Genomic DNA, 24,158 nt, shown 5'->3' with positions numbered 1-24,158 from the left:
AGCCTAAAAATGGTTCAACATAGGTTTCATGGTCAATATTATTTAAAATCGGTATAATTTTCTTACGCAGATAGTGTTTACCACCCATCCACGCAAACAGCGTTTGTGTAAAACTTTCCTCTTTCATAAGCGAAGTTCATTCCCTCAAGCTTTTGCAAGCCTAATCATTTTTTCATATTTTAAGGATAAATTTAGTGAGACTAATTCTTTGAAAACCACTGCTTTAAATGTGCAATGACATTATCTAACGCATCCATGAGGCGTGCAAAATCAAGGATAAGCAAAAAAAGAAAAAATGCTATCCACTTCATCAAACGAGACATCATTTTCACGCTTTGATAGGTGATGATCATTTCTTGAAGCATTTCTTTTTCCGATTCTGTAAGCTCTGTATGTTTTTCAGCTTTTTTTCTTACCATGTTGCCACCCACACAAGCGTTCTCCTTGCTTATTATGTTTTAAGATCTCTCTTGCTAAGCTCGAACTGATGGTGTCGACATCTTGCTGGCTTAAATAAATAGGTAACCAACCAACACAAGAAGAGATATATTTATTTGTCGTGCAACCAACGAGAGAGAGCAGCACGCACATCAGTATCACTTTTTTTGTTAATTTCATTTTCTACCTCAAGACGGGTTGTTGCTGCTTTTAAGGTTTTTTCTGTTTGCTTTTGCTGTTCAGCCTTTTTTCCAAGAGTGAAAGCTTTGGCTAAAACTATAAAAAAAGCGGCTAAAGCCGCACCTGTTACCATCAAGTTTCTTTTCATCCATAAGATCATAGGCGGTGCTCCTGAAAGCGTTTAGCAACAAAGAAAATGCCAGTACATGCGGCTAAAACCATAATGGCGGCTAAAGCCCATTGGATTGGTCCATTGCCCGCTAAAAACCCACCAAGACCTGAGAAAGAACCAATAATCGGTGCCAATGCTTCTGCTTTGAGAAACCCTGTTGGTTGTTTCGTTTCTACTGTTTGATAATTAGAAGAAACATAAGCCCCTTTCGCCCATAGCCCTGCCTCAGCTACACGCCGGTGTACGAGACCTTGTAAACGTTTGCCTCCCGCTTTGGTCCATTTCTGCAATTCGGTTGGTACCGCTTCATAATCCCCCCGATTAAGCCTTTTAAGCAATGTAGAGTTTTGGAAAGCTGCAATACCCACATTATAACAAAAGGAAACAAGAGCGCCGAACTGCTCGTCGCTTAAATTCACACAAACTGCTTTTTCTACCGCCCTCTCATATTGCCGCAAATCTGCTAAAAGCATGTTTTCAGCTTTTTTTTCTGTAATCACCATACCTTCAACAACTGTTGGTTGACCGGCTTTTTTCGTATGACCATAACCAATCGTCCATATGCCAGAAGCATCTTGATAAGCCTGCAAGCGCAAACCTTCCCACTTTTTTAAACAGTATAAACAGTCTTTACTTATTTTCCGTACCATTGTTCAATTCACCTTATAAATATACTTTTATGAGTACTGCTCCGTCACCACCGTCGCCGCCAATTTTGTCGCCTCCGGATTTCCCATCGAAATATCCCCCGCCGCCGCCGCCAGCTCCATTGCCGCCACGACCACCTCTACCACCTTTGTAACTCTCACCACCCTGCCCCATGATAGAACCCTTACATTTACCGCCACCGCCGCCGCCGCCGCCAAGAAAAGAACTTCCACCAGTACCAGCTCTCTTGCCGTCTATTCCACTCCCTCCACCATTACCACCAGAAAAAATAAAGCTTTCACCACTGCTGCCGTCCCTGTTTCCTCCTCCATCGCCACCTTTCCCTCCAAAGTTAACAAAAATCATGGAGACGGAATATCCTCCTTCTGCAGTAACAAGCCCTTTGATAATTGTTTTACCACCATTGCATAAAATGTTACTGTCATTGCCTTTACCACCACGACCAATGTAAGCTGTTTTTAATTTATCTAAATCAGAACCTTTCATTTTAACATGCACGCATTGACCGCCGCCTCCGCCGCCATCTTTAACACCACCACCTCCACCGCCCCAAGCCCATACTTCGATATCGGTGTCAGCAGTAATACCATCAGGCAATAGAATATCTCCGCTTTCTGTCATCAGAATTTCAACAGGTTTTCTAACCCCGCCATCATTGTTGCCGCCACTACCGCCGCTGCTATTGCTACTATTTGCTTTGATTGAAGCCATCAGTTTGGCTGGTGAAATAAGTGCATCCACTGTTTTTGTGCCATCAATCCAGTCTTGTTTGGCAAGAGGTTGAATGAGATCAACTTTTTTCTGTACACTATGTGCTGTATCTTGCGCTTTATCGGCTGCTGTTTGCGCAATATTTGCCTCAGCTTTTGCACTGTCTCCCGTTTTTTGTGCTGTCTCAGCCGTTTTTTTTGCATCTACTGCATAAGCTTTTGCATCATTTGCTGTTCTTAATGCACTATCTGCAACGTTCTTCGCTTCACTTGCAACATGAATCCCTTGTTGTGCAACATCTTCAACTTTATCAATTTTTGCAATCTGTGCACGTTCTGGAGGAGTTAAGATAAGATGCTTTTTCCCTTCCTTCATATTCTCCATATCAAAGGCATCTTTTTCTATTTTATCTGGATCATAGACTGATTTTGACATACCAAAAGACTTTGAGCCTACAAAATAACGAATGGTATTTTTGAGATCTACCGGAGATATGGGATAATAAACACCTTCATCCCCCATACGCCATTTTTCCATTGTTGGCTGCGTAGCACTCAACCATCGTAACTTTGATCTTTCCTCTGTGGTTAAGATCTTTTTTGTAGGACCCTCGTGCATATTTTCCATAGAAAATGCATTTGCCCCCACATTGTCGGGATCATATGTAGCAGCCTTCATATCGCCAATCCCTAAAGGCGATATTTTTACCCAACCAGCGCCTGATAAAATCGCATTCTCATGCGCTTCACCACTTGCTTCAATATCGTGAATTGTGACCTTATTTTTGTAAGCAAGGGCTCCAATATCTCTCTTTGCAACAGCATCATCAGCCTTTTTTCCTTGAGCAGCAGTTGCAAAATATTCTACCTCATAAGCTGCTGCACTCCCCACTGAAACTGGTGCAAGAGCCTTACTATTTAAAACACCTTCTTTGACTTCTTTCTTTGTTGCTGGTTCAAGCTTAAATATATGTGTGTGATAGGGTAATGGCATCGCGTTTCATTCCTTAATCAGTTCGTTGTCTTGTTGTGTGAAGAGAGGACTGCAATTCATCAATAAGTTGTTGCATGGTCTCGAGACGTTTATCTGTCGCTTCTTTATATTCTGCCAAAGCGCTTAAAAGATCATGCTGTATGTCGCTTTTGACAAGATCAAGCACCTTATTTAATGGTGCATGGACCATTCTATTGCTTGCATAAAAAAGGACGCGGATTTGCTCCGCGTCCGCAATATCATCAATAGCAGACGGATTATTGATCATTTGAAAAACTCACGATTTTATGGCATAAACAACCGGTACATTAACAGGGCGTGTTTCTGCCTCGCCCGTTGAAGAAAGTGTTATCTTGTGCGTATGCACTCCAGCAGGTTGTGTTGTTCCTCCAAGAACGGCATAGTGATAAGAGGGGTTTCTTCTACCAATATCATTGGCACTCCATCCCACTCCATTATACTGAAACTCGTGTGTATGCTGCCCCGCCGATTCAACACTACAAGCATGTGTGTGCGATTTAAGGCAATCTTGCTGTATATCAGCAAATTTTCTACTTCTGTCTAAACCGCGACCATTATCAAAGCCGCGCAAAAACATTCCTCTAAAGTCTGGAACTTTAAAGGTTGTATCGCTGTTTTTTCCCCATTTATCCCCTATCGCCTTGAATAATTGCGGATAATCCTTGCGTTCATAAGTAGCGCCATCACATAAAAGCCAACCGTTTGGCACTTCTTGCATAGCAAAGGTCGCAATAAAACCGCAAGGAAAGGTTTCGACCTTTGGTAGTGGAATGGGGGTAGGGTTTAAAAGATACCAGCCATCAAGACCTTTTGTTGATACGCCATCATTATAGACTATTTCATAAATACCGCCCGTTTGTAACTCACCACCTATCAATGGTACTATCCCCGTGCTGGTGGCTTTATAGAGTGGCTTTTCTCCTATATTATTCATGTTTATTGTTGTCGTACCAATATTTATACCACGCGCCTTAAAGCGGATAATGATATCGTTTTTATATTTCGCTATCGGCGACACCGTCGTCAACGTGATTGATGTTGTTTGTTCCTTTCCATTCACAATAAACTTTGAGTCAAGAGAACCACCATTATCGGCAAGATATTCACGTATACGCTGCATCATGACCCGCGCACTATCATTAACAGAACTAGGTGGCTGCCCTTCTGCCCAATTAATGATACTATCGGAATTGGCATTTTGATCAGCTGTGAGTGACCAGTCATAAATATCAGACATGATAAGCCCCCGTTCTTCTTAATAGCTCTTCGCGCAATTGCTCTTCTTTTTGCCGCCCATAGGAACCAACAGATTGCCGCCTAGAGGGATCAATGAGAGGTGTTAAATCTGTCGGTCCCCCAGTCGATTGTGAGAAACCCGCCATGACTGGTTGCTGTAACATTTGTTGCTGTACCATCTGTGCCTGCTGTTTTTGTCGTTCTCCATTCTCTCTCATTAAATGAAGCAAACCGGAAAAGCCCTTTTTAAGAGCACCTGCATCAATACCTTGTGCTTGTAATGGTGTAGTTTCCATAACCTGTCCTGTTAAATTGTCTCTGCTTTCAGGTGCCATCATTCTGTTTGGGAATGGCGTGTCATATGCCATCAATTGGTTGTCCCCTTGATCACCTTGCCCCACTTGATTACCTTGAATTGTCTTTTGAAGCCTCTCAAACCCACGCAAAGGCCCCACCTCGTTTGGTGCTGCTTGTCCATTGCTTTGGTTTTGCTGTATCGTTCTCTTCAAAGCATCTCCCGTTTTATTATAAAGCCCATAAATATGATTCATAAAATCCCCTGCTGTAGCTTCCATGTTGCCACCGTTGAGTGTGACTGCCTGTCGACCTAAAAGCTGGCTCGCTGGAATATGTGGATTTTTGATAAGTTTTACTGCCCCTGCTGGTCCTTGTTGGTGTGCGAGGTAAAGCTCTGCCTCTGATGGCTCTCTGCCTAATGCTGTGGCTAAATAACGCGTATTATCCTTCGTTAACCGTGCCATAGCATCAGTTGCTTGAAAGGGATCAAACTTGTCATTCAGTTGATAGTGTTTTGCTGTTGAATCGAGAAATTGATACAGCCCCCCTGCACTGCTGTTCTTATTTCTTGCATTTGGATTACCATTACTTTCTATCATAGCAACACGTTCAAGAAAGCTTTCTGGTAAACCATATTTTTGTGCTGCCTGTGAGATAGCACGCTTCACATTAGGATGAAAATTGATCATTAGTTTATAACCGTTCTATCAACGCTGCTATTCAAAATAATGCCAACAAAATTAATGAATTTCGTATAATTTTCTCGTGTTATTAAGCGTTTCTTTTCTGCTTCATGAAATGTCTTAATTAATTCAACAGCTTTTTCTCTTGCTAACCCAAAATCTCCTTTTTCCCGCGCTGTTATAAGCGCTGCAATATCTCTCTCAGTATCTTTATGGACGCTTGAGAATTTGCGTCCAAATTCTCTTGCGAAATTTTTTACAACTGCCTTGATGAAAGCAATCTTTCCTATACCCATAGTCTGTTGTTCCCCCCTCTCTTCCACTTCACCTATATGGTTTGGCAAGCGTGCAAAAAGCTTTGTTCTTTCCACTTCTGGTCGCAACACTTTCATAAGTTGCTTAGCTTTATCTTCACCAAAAATACGCTGTAATTTTTCTTGACCATTTTTTGTGTCAAACAAACTCAAAAGATTGTGGTCAAAATTCTGTGCATTGCCTGCCGCATGTTCTACTTGCGACCGTATACCTTTTTGAAACGCATCTTTTTCCATCAACCCAAAATCCGAAAGTTGACTGTTGATTGTGTCGAGATTAACGCTCTTCTTCAGCGCTTGCTCTCCCTGCTCGAGGGCATCACCAATAGTACGCTCGTCATAATAAATTTTCCGTGCTTTAGCATAATCTGGAGAGGACGTATCCAAAACGTCCAGAATGCGTTGTTTGAACAGAGTCAAATCTCGCGCATATCCTTGTTTTCCTTTGATGCGCGCAGAATTAATTTGATCATCCAAAACCTCTTTCATCTTATGTAAAATTCGCATATTCAGCTTTGGATATCCATTGCTCCCTATAACTGTTGCATCCGCTTCATTTGGCATTTGCGCAATTGCTTTTTTATAGGCTTTTTGGAAGGCAGGAGTTTCTTGCAACCGCGATAAATCTTCACGAACAGCATTAGAAATGGGAGAAGCTTTCGCCCTCTCATAAAATGGTTCAGCCTTTTTCTGTGCTTGTTTGATAATCTCTTGCTTTAAATTAAGCGTATCTACTTTTGGACCCATCACATCTGTCAACGCATTCTTTACCCGCAATGCACTCGCATCTTGCCTTTCATTCAAACGATTACTTATGAGCGAATATGTATCAGAATCTTTTTTTGCTGCCTTAAAAGCTCTTGTGGCAAGCTCATCATGAAGATCAATAATCATTGAATCAGGACCTCGCTGTTTTAATGCCCTTTCAAGTTTATCAACACCTTCATCCCCTAAAGTTTGGCTTACATCCCTAAGCGCTCTATCGCTTATCTGAAATGCTTCTTTTTCTACACCTTGTGTTATTGGTTCAGTTTTACCAAACAATTTTCCAACTGTGTTTTTGAGAGCCGCAGGTGTTTTTTTCACAATAGCAGGCGTTTTTTTTAGTGATCTTGTCGCAAAAGATGTTGCTTTTGATACACCACTGGCAACAAATGGTGTTGCAACGCCTAGCCCTGCACCAAACCCAGCAGACACTAGAGTATCTGCAAGCCCTTCCCCCTCACCACTGCCTGCTATTCCACCATAAATGGCTCCAGTTTTTGCTGCACGCCCCAAGCTAAATTTTGCCGCCTCTTTACTTGCTACTGCTTTCATTGCTGCTTCACCTGCAGCTTTTGCCGCTGCCCGTTCCGCACCCTCTGCTAAAGCAGATTGCACCGCCCTTTCTCCTGCTGCTAAAGCTTTACTGGTTATTTGTGCTCCTGCAACACCAGCTCTACCTCCCAGCACAACATCAGCCCCAATTGCCGCACGAGTAGCAGCAGGAGCGCCAAGACCTGGTATTAGAAAAGGAATTGCAGCGCCCGCTAAATTCCCCGCAAGAGATGCATAAAACTGATCTCGGTTCGCCGCTCTTTGATAATCACGCCATCGCTTTGTTACTTCATTATATTTTTTGACTGCCTTATCTGTTCCATTCCACACTCCCTCCCAAAGTGCTGATGCCAACCCTGCAGCTTCATCATCATAGCCTAGTGTTAACCCATGAAGAGCACCCCATCCAAAAGCACCCGCTGCACTTGGATGTGGACCATCTTCTTCTGTTGCACCATTATTTCCTGTAGTAGCACCACTTAGCCTTTCCTTATTCTTCGCGAAAAGCTCTTGAAGTTGTTCTGGTGTATAGTCACTTATATGCCCAATGACTCTTGTGTTTTTACGATTAATAAGAGGGGGGATTACTTCAGCCATTGGTTTGTTTCTCCTTAATGCGCCCGTCACTATCAACGAACAGCATGCCTTCCGGCAATGCTTCTATCTGTTTTTCTAGTGGATCATTTGACTGTGCATGATTTCCCTTATAAGCATCTTGCCCATAGGCGGCTCGAACGAGCTCGTTTGTTGCTTCTGCACCACCAAAAAGAATTGCGCGCGTTGCTGCATTGGATTTATTGAAAGTGTCAATAACTGTTTTTAAAGATTTCTTCATTTGCTCTGCAGAAAGATCTTGATACAGTGCTGCTACAGAGTTTTGCAATGCTTGCAATTCCATATTAGACAAGTTTCCAAAGCCAGATGCGCCATTTGGTGAAAATGCTTTTGCTTTTCTCAAGGCATCAAGCCCGATACTTGCCTTCAATGAATCGAGCATATGCCCGAAATCTTTTGCCTGAGAATTAGGAAGGAACGACATTATAGAACCCGTGAAACCAACAACATGCGGGTGTTCCTCAACAATTTTTAGCAATTCTTTAGATGACGAGAGTATACGATTTGACCGGTCTGCTGTATCCAGAATTTGCATTTTCACTTGCTGTTCTTTACGCTCCTCCTCTTTCTGTTCTTGAATTAATTTATGTTCTGCACCACTGCCTGCAATTGGCATCGCACGTATACCATGAGGAGCATTTTCATCCTTAATAAGCATATAACCTGCTTCAGGCTTTGACAGCATGTTATCAGTATTTCCCCCTAATCCAGAAGCAGTGGAACGTTGTCCCCCTTGGACAGGTATAATTTTCCCTGTGCTTGTTGAGACTTGGAAAGTCATATCCTCAGGCAATCCTTGCTCTGCCTTTTCTTCTGATGTCAATGTTCTATAGCCTTCTTGAGGGCTTAACGTGTTTCCTATAACTTTCATGGCAAGATCTGGATATTGCACAAGGGCTTGTGCGTCTTTATCACTATATCCTTTAGAGCGTAAAAACTCAAAAATTGGTCTATTTTGAGCGCGTACATTGTTGCCCTGCCGCATAACAAGCGCCGCATTTGAAAAACTTTCTTGCGGTGTTTTTCCTGATGCTAACCCTGCAAAAAAATCCATTAAATGCTCGGAAAATTCTGATTTTCTAAAACGCTCCCATAAGCTACTTGGGTCTGCATCTTTATGGATAAAGTTTCCAACTGCGTTTACATAATCGGTTGCCTGTTCGGGCTTAGCACTTGCTTTTAAATGCTCCTCTTCTGGTAAGTGTGCATTCAAATGTTTTTCTTCTCCTATGGGTGCCTCAAAAAGCTTTTCCTCATTATTTCCAGAATCGTTTTTCAAAGAGTTTTCCGCTACAGATTTCTCATTAAGTTGTGCAATATAATCCATCACATTTTTTTGCTGTCGCCCAGCTTCATCCCCACTAGACTGATCAATGTTCGCAACAAGTGGAGATTGAGAGATCATTGATGCAACGCCTCCCTGCTCTGAGAAGTCATGTTTTTGTTGCTCTGGCGCCTCTTGTATCTTAACAGTATCCTTTGAAACATCCGGCAATGGAGGCATTTGGCGCTTTAAATCATCCGTAGACATAATCAATTCTGCTGGCGTTTTTTTCCCAACTTCTCCTCCTCCTGTTTGAGCACCGCGAATAAGCTCTGTAGGACTCAATTTTTGTGGCGTATCAGCCCCATTGCTCGCATCAAAAGGGTTTGTGCTAAAAGCAGCCCGTTCTATAAAACTAGGCTTGTATCGTCCTTCAAACGGTGTGTTTGAAGGCGTGGAATGTTTTTGAAAAAAATATTTAGGTAACTGAAAAAGACCCTGATGTATTAAAGGACGCAAAACTTTTGGATTCATAAATAGTGATAAAGTATTAAAGCTGTTTTGTTCCATCACTGCACCCTTTCCATTTCAAATCCAAGCTTGCTATAATCCACATGCAAAAAGCCTGTCGTCTTATGCAAAAAAACAGCTTTAGGATTTGTCTTCAAAACATCCTGCGCCATCACCCCGCGATAGCGCTCTGGATAACCTTTGTAGTTGTATTCATAGAGTGTATAGCCATTTCTCTGCCCAGCCTCTCTGATGTTTTCTTTTGCTCTGATGTCACTAAGCCCAGCAAAAGTACCAAGGATAGTTCCAACATTTCCAACAATCTCCCATGGATTAGGTTTTGGCTGTGGAGTCAATGTCGTCATTTGTCCTGTTCGCGTTCCATAATTTCCAGCAACAGCCCCACCAGCTGCAAGCAACTTACTTAACTGGTCCCAATCAAGATTGTTCTGCTGCTCCCATTTTTGCCGCTCTTCATCCAATTGCCGTTGATGATTGGCATCAAGCACACTCCCTCCTGCCAATGCATTGAGATTTGCCTGACCTTGACCTTGAAAGAAGTTATTAGCGCCCGCCAACTGATTTTGATTGGCTTGATCAATCATTCCATTAGCTTGCATCATATTGTTGACATCTTGGTTATATTGCTGTGAGAGAGCTTGTGTTGCTATGCCCCCTAATTCATCAGCCAAAACGCCGGTATGTGCACCAGAACCATAACGTCCAGCACCTGCCAATGAACTATTAATAGAGCTTGTTGCTTTATTTAATGCGTTTTGAAGTGCTTCATTAAAGTAAGGGTTATTGCCTATTTGTTGCCCTGAAGCCATGTTCTTTAAGTTTTGGCTTGTTGAATTTTGCCCTGTGGCTAATCCATTTAAAGTGTTGTTATCATAGTTATGCGTATTATTGCTAAGCCCATTAATCGCATTTTTTGTTTGATCACTTAAACCCGCAACACGCTGCCCGTCATAAACGGCTTTTCCGCTGCCTTGGTTATAAAAAGTCATGGCATCTTGAGCTGCGTGTTCAAAAATACCTTTTGCCCATGCAGGGGGTTCATTTGTTTGCGTCGTGTTTTGGGTATTCTGGATTGGTTTAGAACTTTTTCCCATGTTAAAGCTGCTTTCTATATTCTAAAAGATTAACGAGATATCCATGCGTTTTAAGAGATTTTTCCCACCCTCGCCTGCCTATGATGACAAGCTCTTTTGCCCCTTTTTTCTTGTAATAGGCTTCAATCTGAGTGATAAGCTTTGTTAAGGGTGCTCCTCCCTTTCCACCAAGTGTGACAATAACCGCCCTTAATGCTCCAGTGACGAGTTCCTGTAACTGTGTTGTGACATGCGCCATAAAGTTTTCATGCGCATCAACGATAATCCAAAGAACTTTTTCTCCCTTCAAAATATCGTTTAAAATGGTCTCTGTATTATAATCATCAGGGAATTTTTGATTAAAATAAGCTATCGATTTTATGACATTGTCAAAATAGGGCGCCATTTGTTCAGCGCTCCATTTTTCTGTATTATAGATCTTAAAACTCATCTTATGCCCGCGGGTTTCAGCGTTACATCAAAGCCTGTTATATGTGTCCATGGCGTGCCTTCTGGTATTCTCAGACGCAAAGCGTGATAACGCGCCCGTGAGCGGATATTATACATCCCAATATTATAGCCGGCATAACGCTCTTTAGCCCAATTTAATTGGTTCTTGTTATCAATGATAAAAGCCGCTCCAACACTTAAAAAACCATTTGTGGTATCCGCTTGAACAAAAGCCTCACTCATCAGGTTGATTTGCCTGCCCGTATCCCCCACAATTTGTGAAGCAATAACTGCTTCCATCGGAGGACCTGCAAAAAAACCAAATGTGTTGTCTGGCGTAAAGGCTCCCAAAACAGGCGCACCATTTTGCCACATTTTACTATCAAGAGAAGCTGGTAAATCTTTCAAGCTCTCTTGTACTTCGTCTAAGCCTTCTAATGTATAACCAGCAGCAAAGAGGGGAAATAAGAGAAGGTTCTGCCCCTTAATGACACTCCATATTTGCAAGAGCCAATCATAAACATAAATATGCATACCTTCAGTGTTATCATTGATAGAAAAATAAACACGAGAATAGACCGGATCAATACATGCCCTCATCTCATCAATGGCAAAGTTATTGTAAAGTGTGAAGATGGTTTTATCGACTTTGCCAAAACCAATAGGGAGCATTTCACCAGCACTGTTGATTTGATAAAAACCATCATCAGAGACAAAAAAAGTACAGTCTCCACGGCTTGCAATTGCTGTGCTGCTTTTAGCTCCTATTTTGTCTTTTATTTTTGCAAAACTGAATATAATTTTAGAGCCTGGTACAAAGGTTGCGTGATAAATGGCGGAGCGCATGAAAATAAGCGGATTTGTTGATTCCGTAGACCCTTGAACATATTCTCCATCGGGAAAATCTTGATAATCGCAATTTTTCTCCCCAACCGTCCAATGTGTCGCATCATTCAAACCTGACCACTGAACACGGTTTGGCTTATCTGTTAATTGCATCAAGCAAACAAAATCACCCCACACACGCACAAGTCCAGCACGCGGAGGATTACCGCTCAGATCACAAAACCTTTCATCCGTTTTTAACGAAAGCATTTGTGGTGGATCATTGCTATTAACAGCAATGATATGATCACCAAAGGAGGCAAAAGACCAAAGTGCAGTTTCATTGGCGTGATATTGTGTGTAAGGTTTGCTAATGTCTTTCCAGCCGCGCGTGCTGTTGTCATATTCATAAAGTTTTGTTGGTGCCCCCACAATGATGCGAACACCACCCAATGAGCGCACCGCATAGACCCCCAAAACCACATCCGGAAAAGGATCTGAGACCGGCGCCACAATAGGAAACGGAATATACGAATTTGGTGCAGGTAAAACGTTCACAATCTCACTAGAATAACCACTATTAATAAATGCAACATCTGGTCTATACTCAGCAATAGGAATAAAGGTCATCAGAAATCCGTGTGTTGAATTTTTAACAAATTCTTGCGCCGTGATGTTTCAATTTGTAGCGCATCGAGTTGCTCTTGAAACATGGCAAAAGCTGCCGCTGCCATCTGTGGTTCTTTAATAATATTGGTATAAATTTCATATTTTGCACGCGTTTTGATCAGTTCATAGGCTTCTAAAAACCATATGGACGCTTCTTGTGCACTCTCAATATCTTTTATTCTTATAGGGTCAAGAATAAGCCTGATAGAATAAACTCGCTCTGGTGTTGGATACAATACAAGCTTTTGTTCAAAATAAGCATAGCGTGTCGGCATGCCATGGCTACAATCATCCTCAAGATTCTCAATAACAAGAGGATCTACCTGCAAAAGCTTTGCTTTGCTGTGATTATCTTCATAAACGTAAGCATCAACAATGCGAACAGCCCCTGTTATAGAGGGATGTGCCTCGGCGCCATAACGGCTTTTGCCCTTTAGAGTGGTAAAAACAACTTCGCGGCTTTCATTGAAATAAAAAGGCAATCGTTCACAAAAGCGAATAGCCGAAAATATCGCCCTTTGTACTTGATCAACATACTCATCTGTTTGATCATCTATTTCATCCTGAATATCGTTTAACATCTGGATAAAATTTTTATCCCAAGGAGCAATGGTCTGTTTGTCTCCAATTGGACCACCTGTCTGTACTATTATTGTCATATTACCCTCTTCCAAATGTCTTGCGGCATCTTGTATGGGAGGGGGACGCAAGCAACAAACGCCCCCTTGCCTTTAACGATTTGTATAAAACTCAACAATCACCTCAGCATCACCTTTGGTGCTTTTCTTGTCTCGTGTCATGTAAATCGCATTTTCAGCTTCTAATGGAACATCTCGTTCCTTCATAGGGAGGTACAGATCGCTATTGGAATATTGCGTAAGCCCTATATCTCCATAATCATTACCATGAGGCTCTTTTCCAAATGTAGCTTTTACATCTTCAAAATCCTCCATGGGATAAGCTGTAATACTTTTTATAAAAGCCCCTCGGGGTAGAACGCCAATTTTCGTTATCAACCCTTGGTCCGTACATTTAACACGCGCCCGTAAATAACTAACCTGCTGCGTAGAGTTGTTGCGTCCCTGCAAAACAGGTGGCAATCCCTCATCTGTCATCTCAACAATTTCAATAGGTTCAACAATTTCAATAGGTTCAACAATTTCAATAGGTTCAACGGTTTCAATAGGTTCAACAGTTTCATCAGGTTCCTGTGTAATTAGCGATTTTTCTGCCATAATTGTCATCCTTTAATAATTAGCTTGCTTCAGCAAAAGAAGGGATGACAATGGTACCAAAATCCTGTCCCCCTTGATCAGAATGAGGCAAGGTGTAGCGTGATTTTTTCATGCCGATAATGGTCTTTGCCGCCAAACCAAATTCACGTTGATAATCAAACAATTCTTCAACAAGTTTATAACGTGTACCACCCTTTTTATCATCACCTCCTGTTGCACCATTGCCAATGCGTCCATAAGCCATGATGATACTTTGCGCACCAAGCAAAATAGCACGACGAACAGAGGGAACAGGCTCTTGTGTCTTTGAATTAACACCATTGGGGACATGTTCAGCTTCACGCAAAATAACACCATTATACATCCCTAAAGAACCATTAAAAATTGGGTTCTTAGCTCCAGAGCCATCATAAGCTGCCTTGGTAATGTCTAACCATTGACCACTCTTTGTATTGGTACGCAATTGAGTTACCTGTATTGGGTGGAGATACATCACATATGCCGATTTCCCATCAACACGAACCGGACGCAAACGTGGATTAGCAAGTTTAGCGCGTTCAACAGCCCGATCTATAAGATCTAATGTAAAAACATCATCTTTTGTAAGCTCTTCATCAGTCTTTTTCTTATTCGGACGAATAACACGCAATTTGCTTGGCTCTGATGGCGCGTTAAAACCATAATGCACCGGTTTAAGCGTTATGCTGCGCCCTTCAAAATGCATCCATGGTGCTGTATAGCCTGCAGCCTGAATGAAAAACATCATACTTAAACGGTCTGCATACCAATCAACCAACCCATCTTTTGCTTCCTTACGCAAATTAAAGGGAACACGTTGTTGATCAATAGAGCCTTCATATTTGATGCGCACAGCATGAGTAAGCTCGTTGATGCGCACCTTTTCATTCATAAATTGGAGGGCTTCTTCATTGCCTTCCAGCGTTTGTCCCTCGCTAACGCCATCCCCCATAAGTTGGACTCTTAATCCGCTCGTCACAGAGTCACCAGCGGATTTTCCTAGCACATCCAACACTTGGATAATGCTGTTTTTGCTCTCCCCCATCAGCGGTGTAATAGGCAACGCTTTTGAGGTCTCTGTGTTTAGCATCTTAGCCCAAACGCCAACGGCTAATGGGTCATTGAGCTTTACTTCTGTTACTGCCATTTCAATCAATGCCTTTCTTGGTTTTTAAAACTCGCCTTGCGGCTATCCCAAACGATAAAAATCACTTGGTTCTCTCTGTTGCGTCACCACGCACATCTCACGCTCTGCTCATAATTTGTTCAAATTTTTTGGGATTTTTCTCAACCCATACAGCAAATTCTGCTTCCGGCATGGAAAAAAGCGTTCTCACATCCATACCGCCTGTTGGAACTTGTCCGCCGCGCGCTGTAAGTGTCCGCGCTGCTTGAGAGCGCTCTTGAAGGGCTCCCACTTCGTCCTTAACGGGCGCTCCACTATAGCCAAAAGCTTTCGCTTTTTGCACCAGCACCTCTATTGGGTTTATACCGGCTTTTTGGCATTGTTGGCATATCTGACGCAATTCAACACCAATTTGCTGTTGCCGAGCCATGGGGTCTTTCCATTGTGGATAAAGATCTGCCTGCGCTTGTAGGACACTGTCTGCTCTTTCATAGAGATAATCGGTGATACTGTCTAAATCCGGATATTTATCTTGTACCTGCGCTTTGGCTTCCTCGAAATAATCCCCTAACTTTTGGCGTTCATATTCCTCTTGACTCATGCGCTCTTGGCTCTCTCTTATGCGAGAAAACTCATCAAGTAATTTCTGTTGTTCTTGTACCTTATGACTAAGCCATGCAACATGTGCTTGTGGGTCATCTACTAGGGAGGGAATATTTTCCTCACGGCGGCGCGTGATTTCTTCCTGCATTGCGGCATATTTTTGCGCAAGTTCAATAGCCAATTCACGCGCTTCAATGGCGCTTTGTTCTGCCTTTTGGCGTGCTTGCCGCTCTTGCTCTAGTTTATCAGATTCTATTACATCAGAATTTGGCTGCTCCTGAAGCGGTTCTACAGCTGGCTGTTCAGAACTTTCCTCTGCATCAAAAACTTCCTCAACTTGTTCAGGCTCGACCAACTCAACAGCATTATCACTGGCAAAATGTTCATCATAGATTGCTTGTTCTTCAGGCGTAAACTCTTCTTCCATATTCTGTCCCTTCAATGTGTTATTATATTTTTTGTCAAAACTCGATAGTGTTCCAACTGTGCCTGTAAAGCTTTGCGTTCTAAATCACGCTGCGCTATCTCATTTTTTGCCTGTTGAAGTTCGAGCTGCATACGCGCTTGTTCTTGTTTCAAGAAAAGTTCGATATTTTTCTGCTGCAATGCCGCTTGTTTCTGCTGCGCATCAAGTTGATAGAGTGTGCTCTTTGCTTGCGCTTCTTGCTGTAAAACAGCAATCTTTGCTTGTTGCTCTGGAGTTAATTGCGCCCCTTGGCTTTGTTGCATCATCTGCTGTTGCTGTTGTTCTTGTTGTGCCTGCTGTGCTTTTGCCGTTAAATTTGCTACCAATGTTGCCGGTAGTGGTGAAAGCTTTAAAAGATCTGGAATCATCTCCGGTGTTAAGAACCCACCAAGCAACGGCAACATCTGCGTAATTGCTGCAAAAGTTTTCTCTTTTTCATTGGGGCTTGTCGGTGAATCATCAACAATAATGTCGTATTCAAGCGTTGTGACAGCTTCACGTGTTAATGGAACATACTGCGCATTCTCTTGTCCAGAAATACGTACCAGACGCCCATCAGAGAGATAATTCTGAATGAGATAAAGGATAATCTTTCCCTGCCTACACCGATAAAGCTTGAGATTATCAAACAGCCCCGCAAGCAAATTAAGCGTTGATTGCCGGCGTGTATTTTCCAGCACATTGGCTTGGTTGACCTCCCGTGTTCCGATAAACTCAGCCGATAACCCTGTTACATGCGTTATCGCTTCACGCGATTCATTAAACAGCTGGAAAAATCCATTGGGAAATTGTGCACTTGGCTTTGGTTGAATTTTCCCTCCTGTAAGCGCGCCATTTTTAACCCAAGTAATCGTATCCGTTCGCGCCCAGCTTTCCATGGCTTGGCGATCATCATCGAAAGCGCCTCGTTCTGCCATCAAGCCGCCCTTAGACTGGCTATTAAGGATATACATCACTTGGCTAAAATATTTATTCGACCATTTTTGTGGATCTTTTGCGGGGCGAACAATCCCGTAAAACTGGTTTTTAAGCTTATCCAGCGTGCCCGTGATACACTCCCACCCAAGTTGCCCATCAGGTGCTAATGGCTTATCGGGATTTGCTAAAAGACGTCGTCCCAGAAAAGCGCGTCTCACCACTTTTTTATTAAAACACACCCCTTTTAGTTGTGGCATTACCCTTTGAAGCTGTTCAAACTCCTGTTTGCTATAGTTGCGCATCTGACCTGTTTGAAGATCAGGTGCCTTGTAAGTGGTCTCATATTCAAACCAACGGCATTCAACCAGCGTAACATAGCGTTTCCCAGAACACGGATCTGAGAGAGAAGTCGCATTGGAGTCATCTTGATACGCATCAAGCGACACATGAGAATCCTCAGAAGCGGTTGTACTATCGATAGCCCAATCGGCGTTAAGATCTTCAACAGCAACATCAGGAAAAAGACTTTTAGCATCCTCAACGGATTTGCGATCAACATACCACATACGCTGTGCGTCAATGAGATTTGGTCTTACAGCATTAGCATCCCAAACCATTTTTAAGGGATCTAAACGTTGAACAGCAGGTATCCCTTCGGGATCTGTATCATAATCAAGCCGCGTATCTGTCCAGCCCATACCGCAAATAACCATATCCTGAAAAGCATCGGAATCGGCATATTCCGCCTCTGCCTCATCACGAAACCATTCTGCTGCTCCAGTAAGCAATTCATTGGGTATTGCCGCTCCCATTTGCCGTGGTTGAAACTGTACTTCGCGCTTATTATTACGCTCCGCCCCAACAATAGCATTCACAAGGGGTGCAATGCGGTTAAAAGTCATGACAGGACGGCGTTGCTCTTTTAAAACCGCAAGATCTTCCTCTGCCCATTGACGACCATTATAAAAATCAAAATCTTCACGCGCCTGTTCACGCCATTCATTAACATGTTCAATATCTTCTGCGTACCAAGACTTTAAACGCTTATAGAGTTCATATTCATCGAGGATTGTCGTTTTTTGAAAGTCTTGATCTAGAATGCCATCCATGATGCCGCTTCTCTTTCCATAGTGCAATAACGCTCTTGCTTGGGTTTGACACTGGGTGCTTCATAGACAATGCACATTAAACCAAAGGCATCCGCCCCATGGCTCGACCAATCATGCTCTGCACCCAAACCAATGCCGCGCTTCTCATCCCATTTCTCGTGATACCAATTCAGTGCTTTGCGCCCTGCTACCGTCATCTCTTCATTAAACCAAACAGAAGGCAAAATACGCCGCACCGCCTCTATACGCATCTTAACCGCCCCTGCCCCCTGATTAGGAATGACCTGCGTTTCAAAACCCGCATCATTTAAAGCACTCTCAAAACTCACATTGTGCACACGGTCTCTCGTCGCACCATCATGGGGTAACACCATCAATGCCTTCTCATAACCATTTTGACGTAACCAACCGATATGTTCCGATAATGGCTGTCCCTGTGCTTCGTAATAATTAAGCACTCTGATTTCTCGCCCCACAAACTGTGCTATCCATATCGCTGTTGCATCTGCCTTGGCGCCCGTACCCCCAATGTCCCAAAAAGCCCGTATCTGCATTAAAGGGTCACGCGCAACACGCCCTATCCGCCCCTCTTGCTCGGCTGCCAACATTTCCTTTTGATAATAAGCACCTTGAACCGCTTTCAGATAATCCCCTTCCCAGATATGCTTATAGGTCTCTGGACGGTTTCTCAGATCATCCAATCGCGCTTCATTCAAGATTTTCGGAAACTTCGGATTGTCTGACCAGTTGATCTCAACACGCTTGATTGCTTCATTGTCTGAAAAGCGAAACCGCTTCTCAACGGGGGCATTCTCTCGCAACGGGTTCCATGTCACCCATAATTCTGCCCGCCATCCCTCTCCTTCTTCTCGCAAAGTCGGTATAAGCGTCTGCCAAGCCGTCTCTGTCACCGGCTCTGCCTCATCAACCCAACAAAGCAAAATGCGCCCCATAGATTTGATACTGGCTATATTACGGTCTAGTCCAGAAAACTGAAAGGCTATACGACCATCTATCGACTTAATCGACGACTCTCCAACCTTGTAATAGTCCCTTAAAAAATCATGGGCTTCAATCGCCCGCTTAATCTCCTCCAATGAACTCTCTGCTAGCGAATTTTGAAACTGACGTGCACAAAGAATGGTCCCTGATATCCCCTGCATACCAAATTGATAGCCTTTTAAAGCAGCCATCAAGGCAAATGATCTTGTCTTCCCAGACCCTCGTCCACCCCAAGCTGCTCGTACCAAAGCATCCCCTGTAAAAATAGGAATGAGTTTTGGTACAATCTTAATCTGTCTTGTCGTCATTCATTGTTAAAGGGGCTATTTCTACACGCCCTATGAACTTAATCGCGCCCCCATCTTCCCCTGTCACTTGAAGAGGCAAAATCTTTCCCAACAATGACAGATAAGCAGCGGGGCATTTGATTGCCTGTTTTTCTAGATAAGAGATCAAACCATCATCACCATATTTCTTACCAGCGCGCTCAGCTGCCTTAAGCACTGCTTCTTTCAAAATACGTGTCGTTTTATTTGGCACACCTTTTACTCGCCCTTGACCTGCCTTTGGGGGCGTTTTTTTTGCAAGTTTTTCAGTGGTTTTCATGTGTGTTTCTTTTTGTAAACAAGACAATAAAAAAACCCGCAAAAGCAGGGCTCTAAATCATCATGTCAATTGAACAAAAGGAGTTAATGAGAAATTCTCTGCTGTAATTTTAGACGCAATTCGACCAGTACAGCAGCGCCATAAAACACTATTATTCACACCATGTCAACAAAAAAATCACGATATTGTATATTTTTTTATTTTATTGCCTAAATATAGTGCCTTTAGCACCAAGCAACACCTCACAATTGTATCCTCTAAACGAATCAATTATATGACTGGGAACTGCTAAAAAAGGGGGGAAACTATGGAACCAATATCAATGTATTTTGGCGCAATAGTAGTAATAATTGATATACTATTTATATCAGGTTCTCTATCTCTTCGAGTTTTGACAGCAATATCGATTATTTCTATTTTCTGGTCAATCTTTAGATATGTATTTTCGTCGCACTACTGTGAAATAGGTGATAATTATTATTATGATAGTCGTGATTTCACGCACATACTGATATCTATAGCTATAATATCTACAGGAATCCTCCTCTACGAGTCCTTAGATGTGGGAATAATAGTACTCGTAATTACAGTACCAATCATGCTGTTTTTGTTTCTTTTGTATGTAGAGATCGAAATCACAATTTGCCTAGTAATAGGAATCTCTATACTTCATTTTTTCGGAGTCCCAACAAAAATTTTGTTGGTAATAACAATCTTCTCTGTTGGTCTGTATGAGTTTTTAGCGTCAAGAGGACTTAAAATTTTTTGCGATACTCATAATGAGCTAGTTAATTCTTATAATTTAGTGATAAAAGACCGTGACAACGCTGTTAGAGAACGAGATGAGGCGATTGAAGAACGGGACGAATTAAAAAAGAAATTCAAACATTTAGATTACTCAGATGATTACTTTTAAATCAACATAGCGATAAGCTTTTATGAAAATATTTGCCCAGCTTTTGCTTCAGTTTGTTAACACCTAATCGTCCAAGCCAAGCTCTTTCCTCACCTCTTCAGAGCTATAAAAAGTACCCTCTCCCCTTCGAACACGCTCTCTTACTTGTGAGGCTAAATAATAATCCTCTGCTTCCTCTATTCCACGTTCAATAATCTCGCGTAAATAAAAAGACTTTGTACGTCCTGTCTTAGCAGCTAAATTATTCAAACGTGTTTCGAGATCACTTGACAACCGAATAGATATCGTCATAACGCAATCCTCATCTTTGTATTCATTGTAATACAAATACAACGAATTGCACAGAAAAACGTTTCACGTCATATCGCTTGCTTTGGCAACATTCTCATAAATTCCGAAAAAAGTTACGTAAGAAACGTTGCTAATTTCGCAAGGACTTCGTTCATAATCACGGAGGGAACTGTTTCCATTCTCTTTCCCTGACGCGCTGCTATATCGAGAGCACGTGGTTGATCACAACGTATCACACCTGTTGTATGTAATCCCACTCCCATTAATGAAACAGCAAACCCTGCGGTTCTCGCAAAATTTCCTCCGCTTGTAATAGGCAAGACAATAGGTGTTTTTGTTACACGATTAAATGGCTCTGGTGACACAATTAATACAGGACGCGTTCCTTTTTGTTCATAACCCGAAGATGGATCAAGAGATACAAGCCAAATTTCGCCTCGCTTCATCACAACAGCTCTCTACCAACAGGCTTAGCATCAAACCATTCCATATCATCATCCGCAAAATCGTCCGAAGGATTACATTGCGCTAACAATTCATCAAGAGTATAACTAGGAAATGTTTGTGGTTTCACAACCAATTGTCCATTATCAATAGCCAAACCCACTTGCGTGTTTTCAGTAAGATGAAGAACATCAAGCAGCGCCGGCGGTATAGAGAGCATAACAGACCCTCCAACTTTACGTAATTTTGTTGTGTGCATAAAACACTCCCTTTAATATTATATAAAAATATAACATTCTAATGCATATTCTTCAAGAGCTTTTCACGCTTTTATGGAAAAAGAACAATAAACATCTACCATTTATTTTTTTTATCAAAATATTTATGAAGCGCATTCAGAGCAATCTGCAATGAATTTATAAGATATGGCAACGTTTGATCTTCACTAACAAGATATTGTAGAGCCGCATAAAGATTATACTGTTTATAGAGGCATTGTGTTTCTTTGATTACCTCTTGCATGTTACAAAACTGTTCTGTTGCACGTTCAACCCACTTCTCTCTTGCTTTGTCATCAGAAGATGATGGCATTTCATCATAAACAGCGCTTGGCAAACCTTTTGCACACGAATAGTCATTTCTCACTTCAAGATATTTTTGCGCAGCATCATACTGATCTTGAGTAAGCACGCCTTGCAAACATAGCCGCCCAACATAAGAACCAGCAAGCGGACTTTTAGCCTCTTCTATGGTCAAGCAGAAGCGTTTAGCACGCATTTCAATTGCCAATTGATTAACAGAATCTTGACGTACTTTCACTTGTGAAATGTAGGCATCTTTCTTTCTCATACATCCCCCGTATCTGTGGAAATCCACATTCTTATTTTTGCTCTATTTTTTAATCAAAATGGCATGCTGTCATGAGCAGATATGCCATAATCATCAGCACCTGAAGCGATAGCATAACTTTGAGAAGTGACAGACGAAGAGGACGTAGATTGCTCTTTCTTTGCATCAAGCAAATGCAACTCGCCTTTATATTGTGACAAGACAATCTCTGTTGTGTAACGATCATGACCGTTTTTATCTTGCCATTTACGGGTTTGTAATTTGCCTTCTACGTAAACTTTTGAACCTTTGTGTAGATATTGAAGTGCAATTTTTGCCAAATATGGATTAAAAACCACAATGGAGTGCCATTCAGTTTTCTCTACTTTTTGATGAGTATTTTTATCCGTATAGCTTTCAGAAGTTGCCATACGAAAATTGACTACTTCTGTTCCAGAATTCATTGTTTTGCTTTCGGGATCAGCACCTAAATGCCCGATTAACGTCACTTTATTTAGCATGTTTTTTCTTACCTTAAACTTGTACTTTAATACATAGAAAATCTTAGCATGATTTGCTTATTTTTTCAATTATTTCAAAATGATATTATTGATTATTAACATATAAGATTATGTTTTATAGCCTTCGGGATAAAAAATTGAATTTTGCGAATTCATTCAACGTTTTGTTTCATGTAACTTTTTTCTATGTTATACGTTACATGAAACATAGTGGAGATTTTGTTATGGCTACAATGCAAGTCAATGAACGCGTTCAAAAACATCGCAACGCACAAAGAAAAGCAGGTTTGCGCTTAATGCAAATTTGGGTACCAGATACTCGCCAACCGAACTTTGCAGAAGAGTGTCGCCGCCAATGTCGCTTAGTCGCAAAAATGGATAAAACAGATACATCTATGCAGTTGTTAATGGATCAATCTTTAATGGATATTGATGGCTGGACAGAATGATGCGTGGATCTCTCGTCACAATAGCTATGCAAGGCGATTTTGGTAAACCAAGACCTGCGTTAATCATTCAAGCCAATCAATTTAGTGAACATACAAGCGTAACGGTTTTACCCATTACCAGCACACTTGTTGATGCGCCATTACTTCGCATTACTCTCCAACCAGACAGCAAAAATGGTTTACAAAAAACTTCTCAAGTCATGATTGATAAGATTATGACGGTAAGATGTGAAAAAGTTAGTCCAGCTTTTGGCTCCATTCATGCAGATAAAATGGTGGAAATTGAACGTTGCTTAGCTGTATTTTTGGGAATAGTAAAATAAATGAGCTCCTCATGTTATTGTTTTGCTATCGGGGTAAGCGCCAAAGTGTTCGATATTATTTCAGCGCGGCGAGCTAACTCGAAAGAAAGGAAACGTTATGAAGAAGAAAGTTCTTTATGAAATTGATGTAGGTAACTTATCACCTTTGACAGATAAACAGAGAGTTGAAGTTGATAAGCTGGCTGCAATGCCGGACAGTGCAATTGATCATAGTGATATTCCGTCACTCAATGATGCATTCTGGAAAAACGCTGTTCGCAATCCATTCTATAAACCAACCAAAACTGTCACAACAGTACGTGTGGATTCAGACGTTCTAGCGTGGCTTAAAAGTCAAGGGAAAGGATATCAAACACGGATTAACGCAATTTTACGTGACGCCATGCTTCGTTCAATGCGTTGATCTCTTTCCTGCTACAAAGAGTATCAAACTGCTTTCGATAATTTTTTGATCTCTTTATTGATCTCATCTATAAGAGGTTCGTAATTGAGAACGCTTTTCGGAATAGCACCACCGTAAACCCACGCTTTTACTTGCGCTTTGGTACTAAAATCTGCCTTTTCTGGTACGGTGTAGTACTGACCACCGTCAAACTTTTCACACTCTCTTGTACCGTCTTCATATTCATAGAGGTTGTAAAAATACTCCTCTGCTCCATCTCCCCAAGGAACATACCCAACAGCCGTTGCAACCCACTTTTTTTGCATAGGTTGTTTATGATTTGTTAAGAACAGTTGTTTTAAAATTTCCATGTTTTTAGTCCATAATTTTACCAATAGGTTAATTTACCTTAAATTTGACCGTACAGAGCGTTTTGTATTACTGGTGTGTTTTCATCATAAAA

Annotated in this window: 30 protein-coding genes and 1 pseudogene; 4 read left to right on the top strand and 27 right to left on the bottom strand. The window is 41.8% G+C overall.

What is annotated here, in order from left to right; genetic code table 11:
* The 21 genes and pseudogenes from ACFIMW_RS08120 to ACFIMW_RS08020 form a co-directional block, all read right to left on the bottom strand.
* Positions 1–127: pseudogene (locus ACFIMW_RS08120) on the bottom strand (DNA adenine methylase); the annotation flags it as partial.
* A gap of 73 nt (positions 128–200) precedes the next feature.
* Entirely contained in the window at positions 201–419 is a 219-nt protein-coding gene (locus ACFIMW_RS08115) for a hypothetical protein (protein WP_375607328.1), read from the bottom strand.
* Positions 400–618 carry a hypothetical protein gene (locus ACFIMW_RS08110; protein WP_375607327.1) on the bottom strand — a complete coding sequence of 73 codons (219 nt, stop codon included), beginning with the start codon at positions 616–618 and terminating at the stop codon, positions 400–402. The genes ACFIMW_RS08115 and ACFIMW_RS08110 overlap by 20 nt, the downstream gene beginning before the upstream one ends.
* On the bottom strand, positions 551–778 hold the full coding sequence (locus tag ACFIMW_RS08105) for a hypothetical protein (RefSeq protein ID WP_375607326.1): 228 nt from the start codon (positions 776–778) through the stop codon (positions 551–553). Before ACFIMW_RS08105 ends, ACFIMW_RS08110 begins: the two co-directional genes overlap by 68 nt.
* On the bottom strand, positions 775–1,440 hold the full coding sequence (locus ACFIMW_RS08100) for a lysozyme (RefSeq protein ID WP_375607325.1): 666 nt from the start codon (positions 1,438–1,440) through the stop codon (positions 775–777). The genes ACFIMW_RS08105 and ACFIMW_RS08100 overlap by 4 nt, the downstream gene beginning before the upstream one ends.
* A 13-nt stretch (positions 1,441–1,453) precedes the next feature.
* The gene (locus tag ACFIMW_RS08095) at positions 1,454–3,163 is read right to left on the bottom strand and encodes an alanine-zipper protein (RefSeq protein WP_375607324.1); all 1,710 of its coding nucleotides are present in this window, start codon (positions 3,161–3,163) and stop codon (positions 1,454–1,456) included.
* Positions 3,164–3,176: 13 nt separating this feature from the next.
* Positions 3,177–3,431 (bottom strand): hypothetical protein, encoded by a 255-nt coding sequence (locus ACFIMW_RS08090; protein ID WP_375607323.1) that lies wholly within the window; start codon positions 3,429–3,431, stop codon positions 3,177–3,179.
* A gap of 9 nt (positions 3,432–3,440) precedes the next feature.
* The gene (locus ACFIMW_RS08085; protein ID WP_375608725.1) at positions 3,441–4,421 is read right to left on the bottom strand and encodes a tail fiber protein; all 981 of its coding nucleotides are present in this window, start codon (positions 4,419–4,421) and stop codon (positions 3,441–3,443) included.
* On the bottom strand, positions 4,414–5,406 hold the full coding sequence (locus ACFIMW_RS08080) for a transglycosylase SLT domain-containing protein (RefSeq protein WP_375608726.1): 993 nt from the start codon (positions 5,404–5,406) through the stop codon (positions 4,414–4,416). Before ACFIMW_RS08080 ends, ACFIMW_RS08085 begins: the two co-directional genes overlap by 8 nt.
* Positions 5,406–7,628, bottom strand: coding sequence for a hypothetical protein (locus tag ACFIMW_RS08075; RefSeq protein WP_375608727.1), 2,223 nt, complete (start codon positions 7,626–7,628; stop codon positions 5,406–5,408). Before ACFIMW_RS08075 ends, ACFIMW_RS08080 begins: the two co-directional genes overlap by 1 nt.
* Positions 7,621–9,480, bottom strand: coding sequence for a hypothetical protein (locus tag ACFIMW_RS08070; protein WP_375608728.1), 1,860 nt, complete (start codon positions 9,478–9,480; stop codon positions 7,621–7,623). Before ACFIMW_RS08070 ends, ACFIMW_RS08075 begins: the two co-directional genes overlap by 8 nt.
* On the bottom strand, positions 9,480–10,535 hold the full coding sequence (locus tag ACFIMW_RS08065) for a tail fiber domain-containing protein (protein ID WP_375608729.1): 1,056 nt from the start codon (positions 10,533–10,535) through the stop codon (positions 9,480–9,482). Before ACFIMW_RS08065 ends, ACFIMW_RS08070 begins: the two co-directional genes overlap by 1 nt.
* A 1-nt stretch (position 10,536) precedes the next feature.
* On the bottom strand, positions 10,537–10,920 hold the full coding sequence (locus tag ACFIMW_RS08060; protein WP_375607342.1) for a hypothetical protein: 384 nt from the start codon (positions 10,918–10,920) through the stop codon (positions 10,537–10,539).
* Between the two features lie 41 nt (positions 10,921–10,961).
* The gene (locus tag ACFIMW_RS08055; RefSeq protein ID WP_375607318.1) at positions 10,962–12,419 is read right to left on the bottom strand and encodes a hypothetical protein; all 1,458 of its coding nucleotides are present in this window, start codon (positions 12,417–12,419) and stop codon (positions 10,962–10,964) included.
* Complete coding sequence (locus tag ACFIMW_RS08050; protein WP_375607317.1) at positions 12,419–13,117, bottom strand: hypothetical protein; 699 nt, start codon at positions 13,115–13,117, stop codon at positions 12,419–12,421. Before ACFIMW_RS08050 ends, ACFIMW_RS08055 begins: the two co-directional genes overlap by 1 nt.
* 72 nt (positions 13,118–13,189) lie before the next feature.
* On the bottom strand, positions 13,190–13,693 hold the full coding sequence (locus tag ACFIMW_RS08045; RefSeq protein ID WP_375607316.1) for a hypothetical protein: 504 nt from the start codon (positions 13,691–13,693) through the stop codon (positions 13,190–13,192).
* A 19-nt stretch (positions 13,694–13,712) separates the two neighbouring features.
* Positions 13,713–14,858, bottom strand: a complete 1,146-nt coding sequence (locus tag ACFIMW_RS08040; RefSeq protein WP_375607315.1) for a N4-gp56 family major capsid protein — start codon at positions 14,856–14,858, stop codon at positions 13,713–13,715.
* A 97-nt stretch (positions 14,859–14,955) separates the two neighbouring features.
* Positions 14,956–15,867, bottom strand: coding sequence for a hypothetical protein (locus ACFIMW_RS08035; RefSeq protein ID WP_375608730.1), 912 nt, complete (start codon positions 15,865–15,867; stop codon positions 14,956–14,958).
* Positions 15,868–15,878: 11 nt separating this feature from the next.
* Complete coding sequence (locus tag ACFIMW_RS08030) at positions 15,879–17,933, bottom strand: portal protein (protein WP_375608731.1); 2,055 nt, start codon at positions 17,931–17,933, stop codon at positions 15,879–15,881.
* Positions 17,918–19,243, bottom strand: coding sequence for a PBSX family phage terminase large subunit (locus ACFIMW_RS08025; RefSeq protein WP_375608732.1), 1,326 nt, complete (start codon positions 19,241–19,243; stop codon positions 17,918–17,920). The genes ACFIMW_RS08030 and ACFIMW_RS08025 overlap by 16 nt, the downstream gene beginning before the upstream one ends.
* Positions 19,224–19,541: a hypothetical protein gene (locus tag ACFIMW_RS08020; RefSeq protein WP_375608733.1), complete on the bottom strand. Its 318-nt coding sequence runs from the start codon at positions 19,539–19,541 to the stop codon at positions 19,224–19,226. The genes ACFIMW_RS08025 and ACFIMW_RS08020 overlap by 20 nt, the downstream gene beginning before the upstream one ends.
* A gap of 307 nt (positions 19,542–19,848) precedes the next feature.
* Between ACFIMW_RS08020 and ACFIMW_RS08015 the strand changes: the two genes are divergently transcribed.
* Entirely contained in the window at positions 19,849–20,457 is a 609-nt protein-coding gene (locus ACFIMW_RS08015; RefSeq protein WP_375608734.1) for a hypothetical protein, read from the top strand.
* Positions 20,458–20,520: 63 nt separating this feature from the next.
* Here the strand turns inward: ACFIMW_RS08015 and ACFIMW_RS08010 are convergent, their stop codons facing one another.
* The 5 genes from ACFIMW_RS08010 to ssb all read right to left on the bottom strand — a co-directional run bounded on the left by ACFIMW_RS08010 (position 20,521) and on the right by ssb (position 22,541).
* Positions 20,521–20,748 (bottom strand): DUF6290 family protein, encoded by a 228-nt coding sequence (locus tag ACFIMW_RS08010; RefSeq protein ID WP_375607309.1) that lies wholly within the window; start codon positions 20,746–20,748, stop codon positions 20,521–20,523.
* Positions 20,749–20,861: 113 nt separating this feature from the next.
* The gene (locus tag ACFIMW_RS08005) at positions 20,862–21,194 is read right to left on the bottom strand and encodes a type II toxin-antitoxin system PemK/MazF family toxin (protein WP_375607308.1); all 333 of its coding nucleotides are present in this window, start codon (positions 21,192–21,194) and stop codon (positions 20,862–20,864) included.
* Positions 21,194–21,451: an AbrB/MazE/SpoVT family DNA-binding domain-containing protein gene (locus tag ACFIMW_RS08000; protein ID WP_375607307.1), complete on the bottom strand. Its 258-nt coding sequence runs from the start codon at positions 21,449–21,451 to the stop codon at positions 21,194–21,196. Before ACFIMW_RS08000 ends, ACFIMW_RS08005 begins: the two co-directional genes overlap by 1 nt.
* A gap of 95 nt (positions 21,452–21,546) precedes the next feature.
* The gene (locus tag ACFIMW_RS07995; RefSeq protein ID WP_375607306.1) at positions 21,547–22,041 is read right to left on the bottom strand and encodes a hypothetical protein; all 495 of its coding nucleotides are present in this window, start codon (positions 22,039–22,041) and stop codon (positions 21,547–21,549) included.
* A 53-nt stretch (positions 22,042–22,094) separates the two neighbouring features.
* On the bottom strand, positions 22,095–22,541 hold the full coding sequence (gene ssb / locus ACFIMW_RS07990) for a single-stranded DNA-binding protein (protein WP_375608735.1): 447 nt from the start codon (positions 22,539–22,541) through the stop codon (positions 22,095–22,097).
* A 224-nt stretch (positions 22,542–22,765) separates the two neighbouring features.
* On the opposite strand from ssb, the gene ACFIMW_RS07985 reads away from it, so the two are divergent.
* From ACFIMW_RS07985 to ACFIMW_RS07975, 3 genes are all read left to right on the top strand, one after another.
* Complete coding sequence (locus ACFIMW_RS07985) at positions 22,766–22,990, top strand: antitoxin MazE family protein (RefSeq protein ID WP_375608736.1); 225 nt, start codon at positions 22,766–22,768, stop codon at positions 22,988–22,990.
* Positions 22,990–23,313 carry a type II toxin-antitoxin system PemK/MazF family toxin gene (locus ACFIMW_RS07980; RefSeq protein ID WP_375608738.1) on the top strand — a complete coding sequence of 108 codons (324 nt, stop codon included), beginning with the start codon at positions 22,990–22,992 and terminating at the stop codon, positions 23,311–23,313. The genes ACFIMW_RS07985 and ACFIMW_RS07980 overlap by 1 nt, the downstream gene beginning before the upstream one ends.
* 97 nt (positions 23,314–23,410) lie before the next feature.
* Positions 23,411–23,716, top strand: coding sequence for a BrnA antitoxin family protein (locus ACFIMW_RS07975; protein WP_273756873.1), 306 nt, complete (start codon positions 23,411–23,413; stop codon positions 23,714–23,716).
* A gap of 23 nt (positions 23,717–23,739) precedes the next feature.
* Here the strand turns inward: ACFIMW_RS07975 and ACFIMW_RS07970 are convergent, their stop codons facing one another.
* Positions 23,740–24,066, bottom strand: a complete 327-nt coding sequence (locus ACFIMW_RS07970; RefSeq protein WP_375608737.1) for a hypothetical protein — start codon at positions 24,064–24,066, stop codon at positions 23,740–23,742.
* Positions 24,067–24,158 lie beyond the last annotated feature (92 nt).

Origin of the sequence: Bartonella sp. AC329YNZD, assembly GCF_042196685.1 — a bacterium.
GTDB lineage: Bacteria > Pseudomonadota > Alphaproteobacteria > Rhizobiales > Rhizobiaceae > Bartonella.
Note: the sequence above shows the minus strand (reverse complement) of the source record. Positions and strands in the feature narration are given on the sequence as shown.

Bases quoted from the DNA above. Each gene is read 5' to 3' on its own strand.
- ACFIMW_RS08000 (WP_375607307.1), bottom strand. From the start codon at position 21,451: ATGCACACAACAAAATTACGTAAAGTTGGAGGGTCTGTTATGCTCTCT.
- ACFIMW_RS08015 (WP_375608734.1), top strand. From the start codon at position 19,849: ATGGAACCAATATCAATGTATTTTGGCGCAATAGTAGTAATAATTGAT.
- ACFIMW_RS08025 (WP_375608732.1), bottom strand. From the start codon at position 19,243: ATGACGACAAGACAGATTAAGATTGTACCAAAACTCATTCCTATTTTT.
- ACFIMW_RS08055 (WP_375607318.1), bottom strand. From the start codon at position 12,419: ATGACCTTTATTCCTATTGCTGAGTATAGACCAGATGTTGCATTTATT.
- ACFIMW_RS08085 (WP_375608725.1), bottom strand. From the start codon at position 4,421: ATGTCTGATATTTATGACTGGTCACTCACAGCTGATCAAAATGCCAAT.
- ACFIMW_RS08005 (WP_375607308.1), bottom strand. From the start codon at position 21,194: ATGAAGCGAGGCGAAATTTGGCTTGTATCTCTTGATCCATCTTCGGGT.
- ACFIMW_RS07995 (WP_375607306.1), bottom strand. From the start codon at position 22,041: ATGAGAAAGAAAGATGCCTACATTTCACAAGTGAAAGTACGTCAAGAT.
- ACFIMW_RS08010 (WP_375607309.1), bottom strand. From the start codon at position 20,748: ATGACGATATCTATTCGGTTGTCAAGTGATCTCGAAACACGTTTGAAT.
- ACFIMW_RS08105 (WP_375607326.1), bottom strand. From the start codon at position 778: ATGATCTTATGGATGAAAAGAAACTTGATGGTAACAGGTGCGGCTTTA.
- ACFIMW_RS08065 (WP_375608729.1), bottom strand. From the start codon at position 10,535: ATGGGAAAAAGTTCTAAACCAATCCAGAATACCCAAAACACGACGCAA.
- ACFIMW_RS08020 (WP_375608733.1), bottom strand. From the start codon at position 19,541: ATGAAAACCACTGAAAAACTTGCAAAAAAAACGCCCCCAAAGGCAGGT.
- ACFIMW_RS08060 (WP_375607342.1), bottom strand. From the start codon at position 10,920: ATGGCGCCCTATTTTGACAATGTCATAAAATCGATAGCTTATTTTAAT.
- ACFIMW_RS08115 (WP_375607328.1), bottom strand. From the start codon at position 419: ATGGTAAGAAAAAAAGCTGAAAAACATACAGAGCTTACAGAATCGGAA.
- ACFIMW_RS07985 (WP_375608736.1), top strand. From the start codon at position 22,766: ATGGCTACAATGCAAGTCAATGAACGCGTTCAAAAACATCGCAACGCA.
- ACFIMW_RS08100 (WP_375607325.1), bottom strand. From the start codon at position 1,440: ATGGTACGGAAAATAAGTAAAGACTGTTTATACTGTTTAAAAAAGTGG.
- ACFIMW_RS08040 (WP_375607315.1), bottom strand. From the start codon at position 14,858: ATGGCAGTAACAGAAGTAAAGCTCAATGACCCATTAGCCGTTGGCGTT.
- ACFIMW_RS08095 (WP_375607324.1), bottom strand. From the start codon at position 3,163: ATGCCATTACCCTATCACACACATATATTTAAGCTTGAACCAGCAACA.
- ssb (WP_375608735.1), bottom strand. From the start codon at position 22,541: ATGCTAAATAAAGTGACGTTAATCGGGCATTTAGGTGCTGATCCCGAA.
- ACFIMW_RS07980 (WP_375608738.1), top strand. From the start codon at position 22,990: ATGCGTGGATCTCTCGTCACAATAGCTATGCAAGGCGATTTTGGTAAA.
- ACFIMW_RS08045 (WP_375607316.1), bottom strand. From the start codon at position 13,693: ATGGCAGAAAAATCGCTAATTACACAGGAACCTGATGAAACTGTTGAA.
- ACFIMW_RS08050 (WP_375607317.1), bottom strand. From the start codon at position 13,117: ATGACAATAATAGTACAGACAGGTGGTCCAATTGGAGACAAACAGACC.
- ACFIMW_RS08030 (WP_375608731.1), bottom strand. From the start codon at position 17,933: ATGGATGGCATTCTAGATCAAGACTTTCAAAAAACGACAATCCTCGAT.
- ACFIMW_RS08035 (WP_375608730.1), bottom strand. From the start codon at position 15,867: ATGGAAGAAGAGTTTACGCCTGAAGAACAAGCAATCTATGATGAACAT.
- ACFIMW_RS07970 (WP_375608737.1), bottom strand. From the start codon at position 24,066: ATGGAAATTTTAAAACAACTGTTCTTAACAAATCATAAACAACCTATG.
- ACFIMW_RS08070 (WP_375608728.1), bottom strand. From the start codon at position 9,480: ATGGAACAAAACAGCTTTAATACTTTATCACTATTTATGAATCCAAAA.
- ACFIMW_RS07975 (WP_273756873.1), top strand. From the start codon at position 23,411: ATGAAGAAGAAAGTTCTTTATGAAATTGATGTAGGTAACTTATCACCT.
- ACFIMW_RS08110 (WP_375607327.1), bottom strand. From the start codon at position 618: ATGAAATTAACAAAAAAAGTGATACTGATGTGCGTGCTGCTCTCTCTC.
- ACFIMW_RS08075 (WP_375608727.1), bottom strand. From the start codon at position 7,628: ATGGCTGAAGTAATCCCCCCTCTTATTAATCGTAAAAACACAAGAGTC.
- ACFIMW_RS08090 (WP_375607323.1), bottom strand. From the start codon at position 3,431: ATGATCAATAATCCGTCTGCTATTGATGATATTGCGGACGCGGAGCAA.
- ACFIMW_RS08080 (WP_375608726.1), bottom strand. From the start codon at position 5,406: ATGATCAATTTTCATCCTAATGTGAAGCGTGCTATCTCACAGGCAGCA.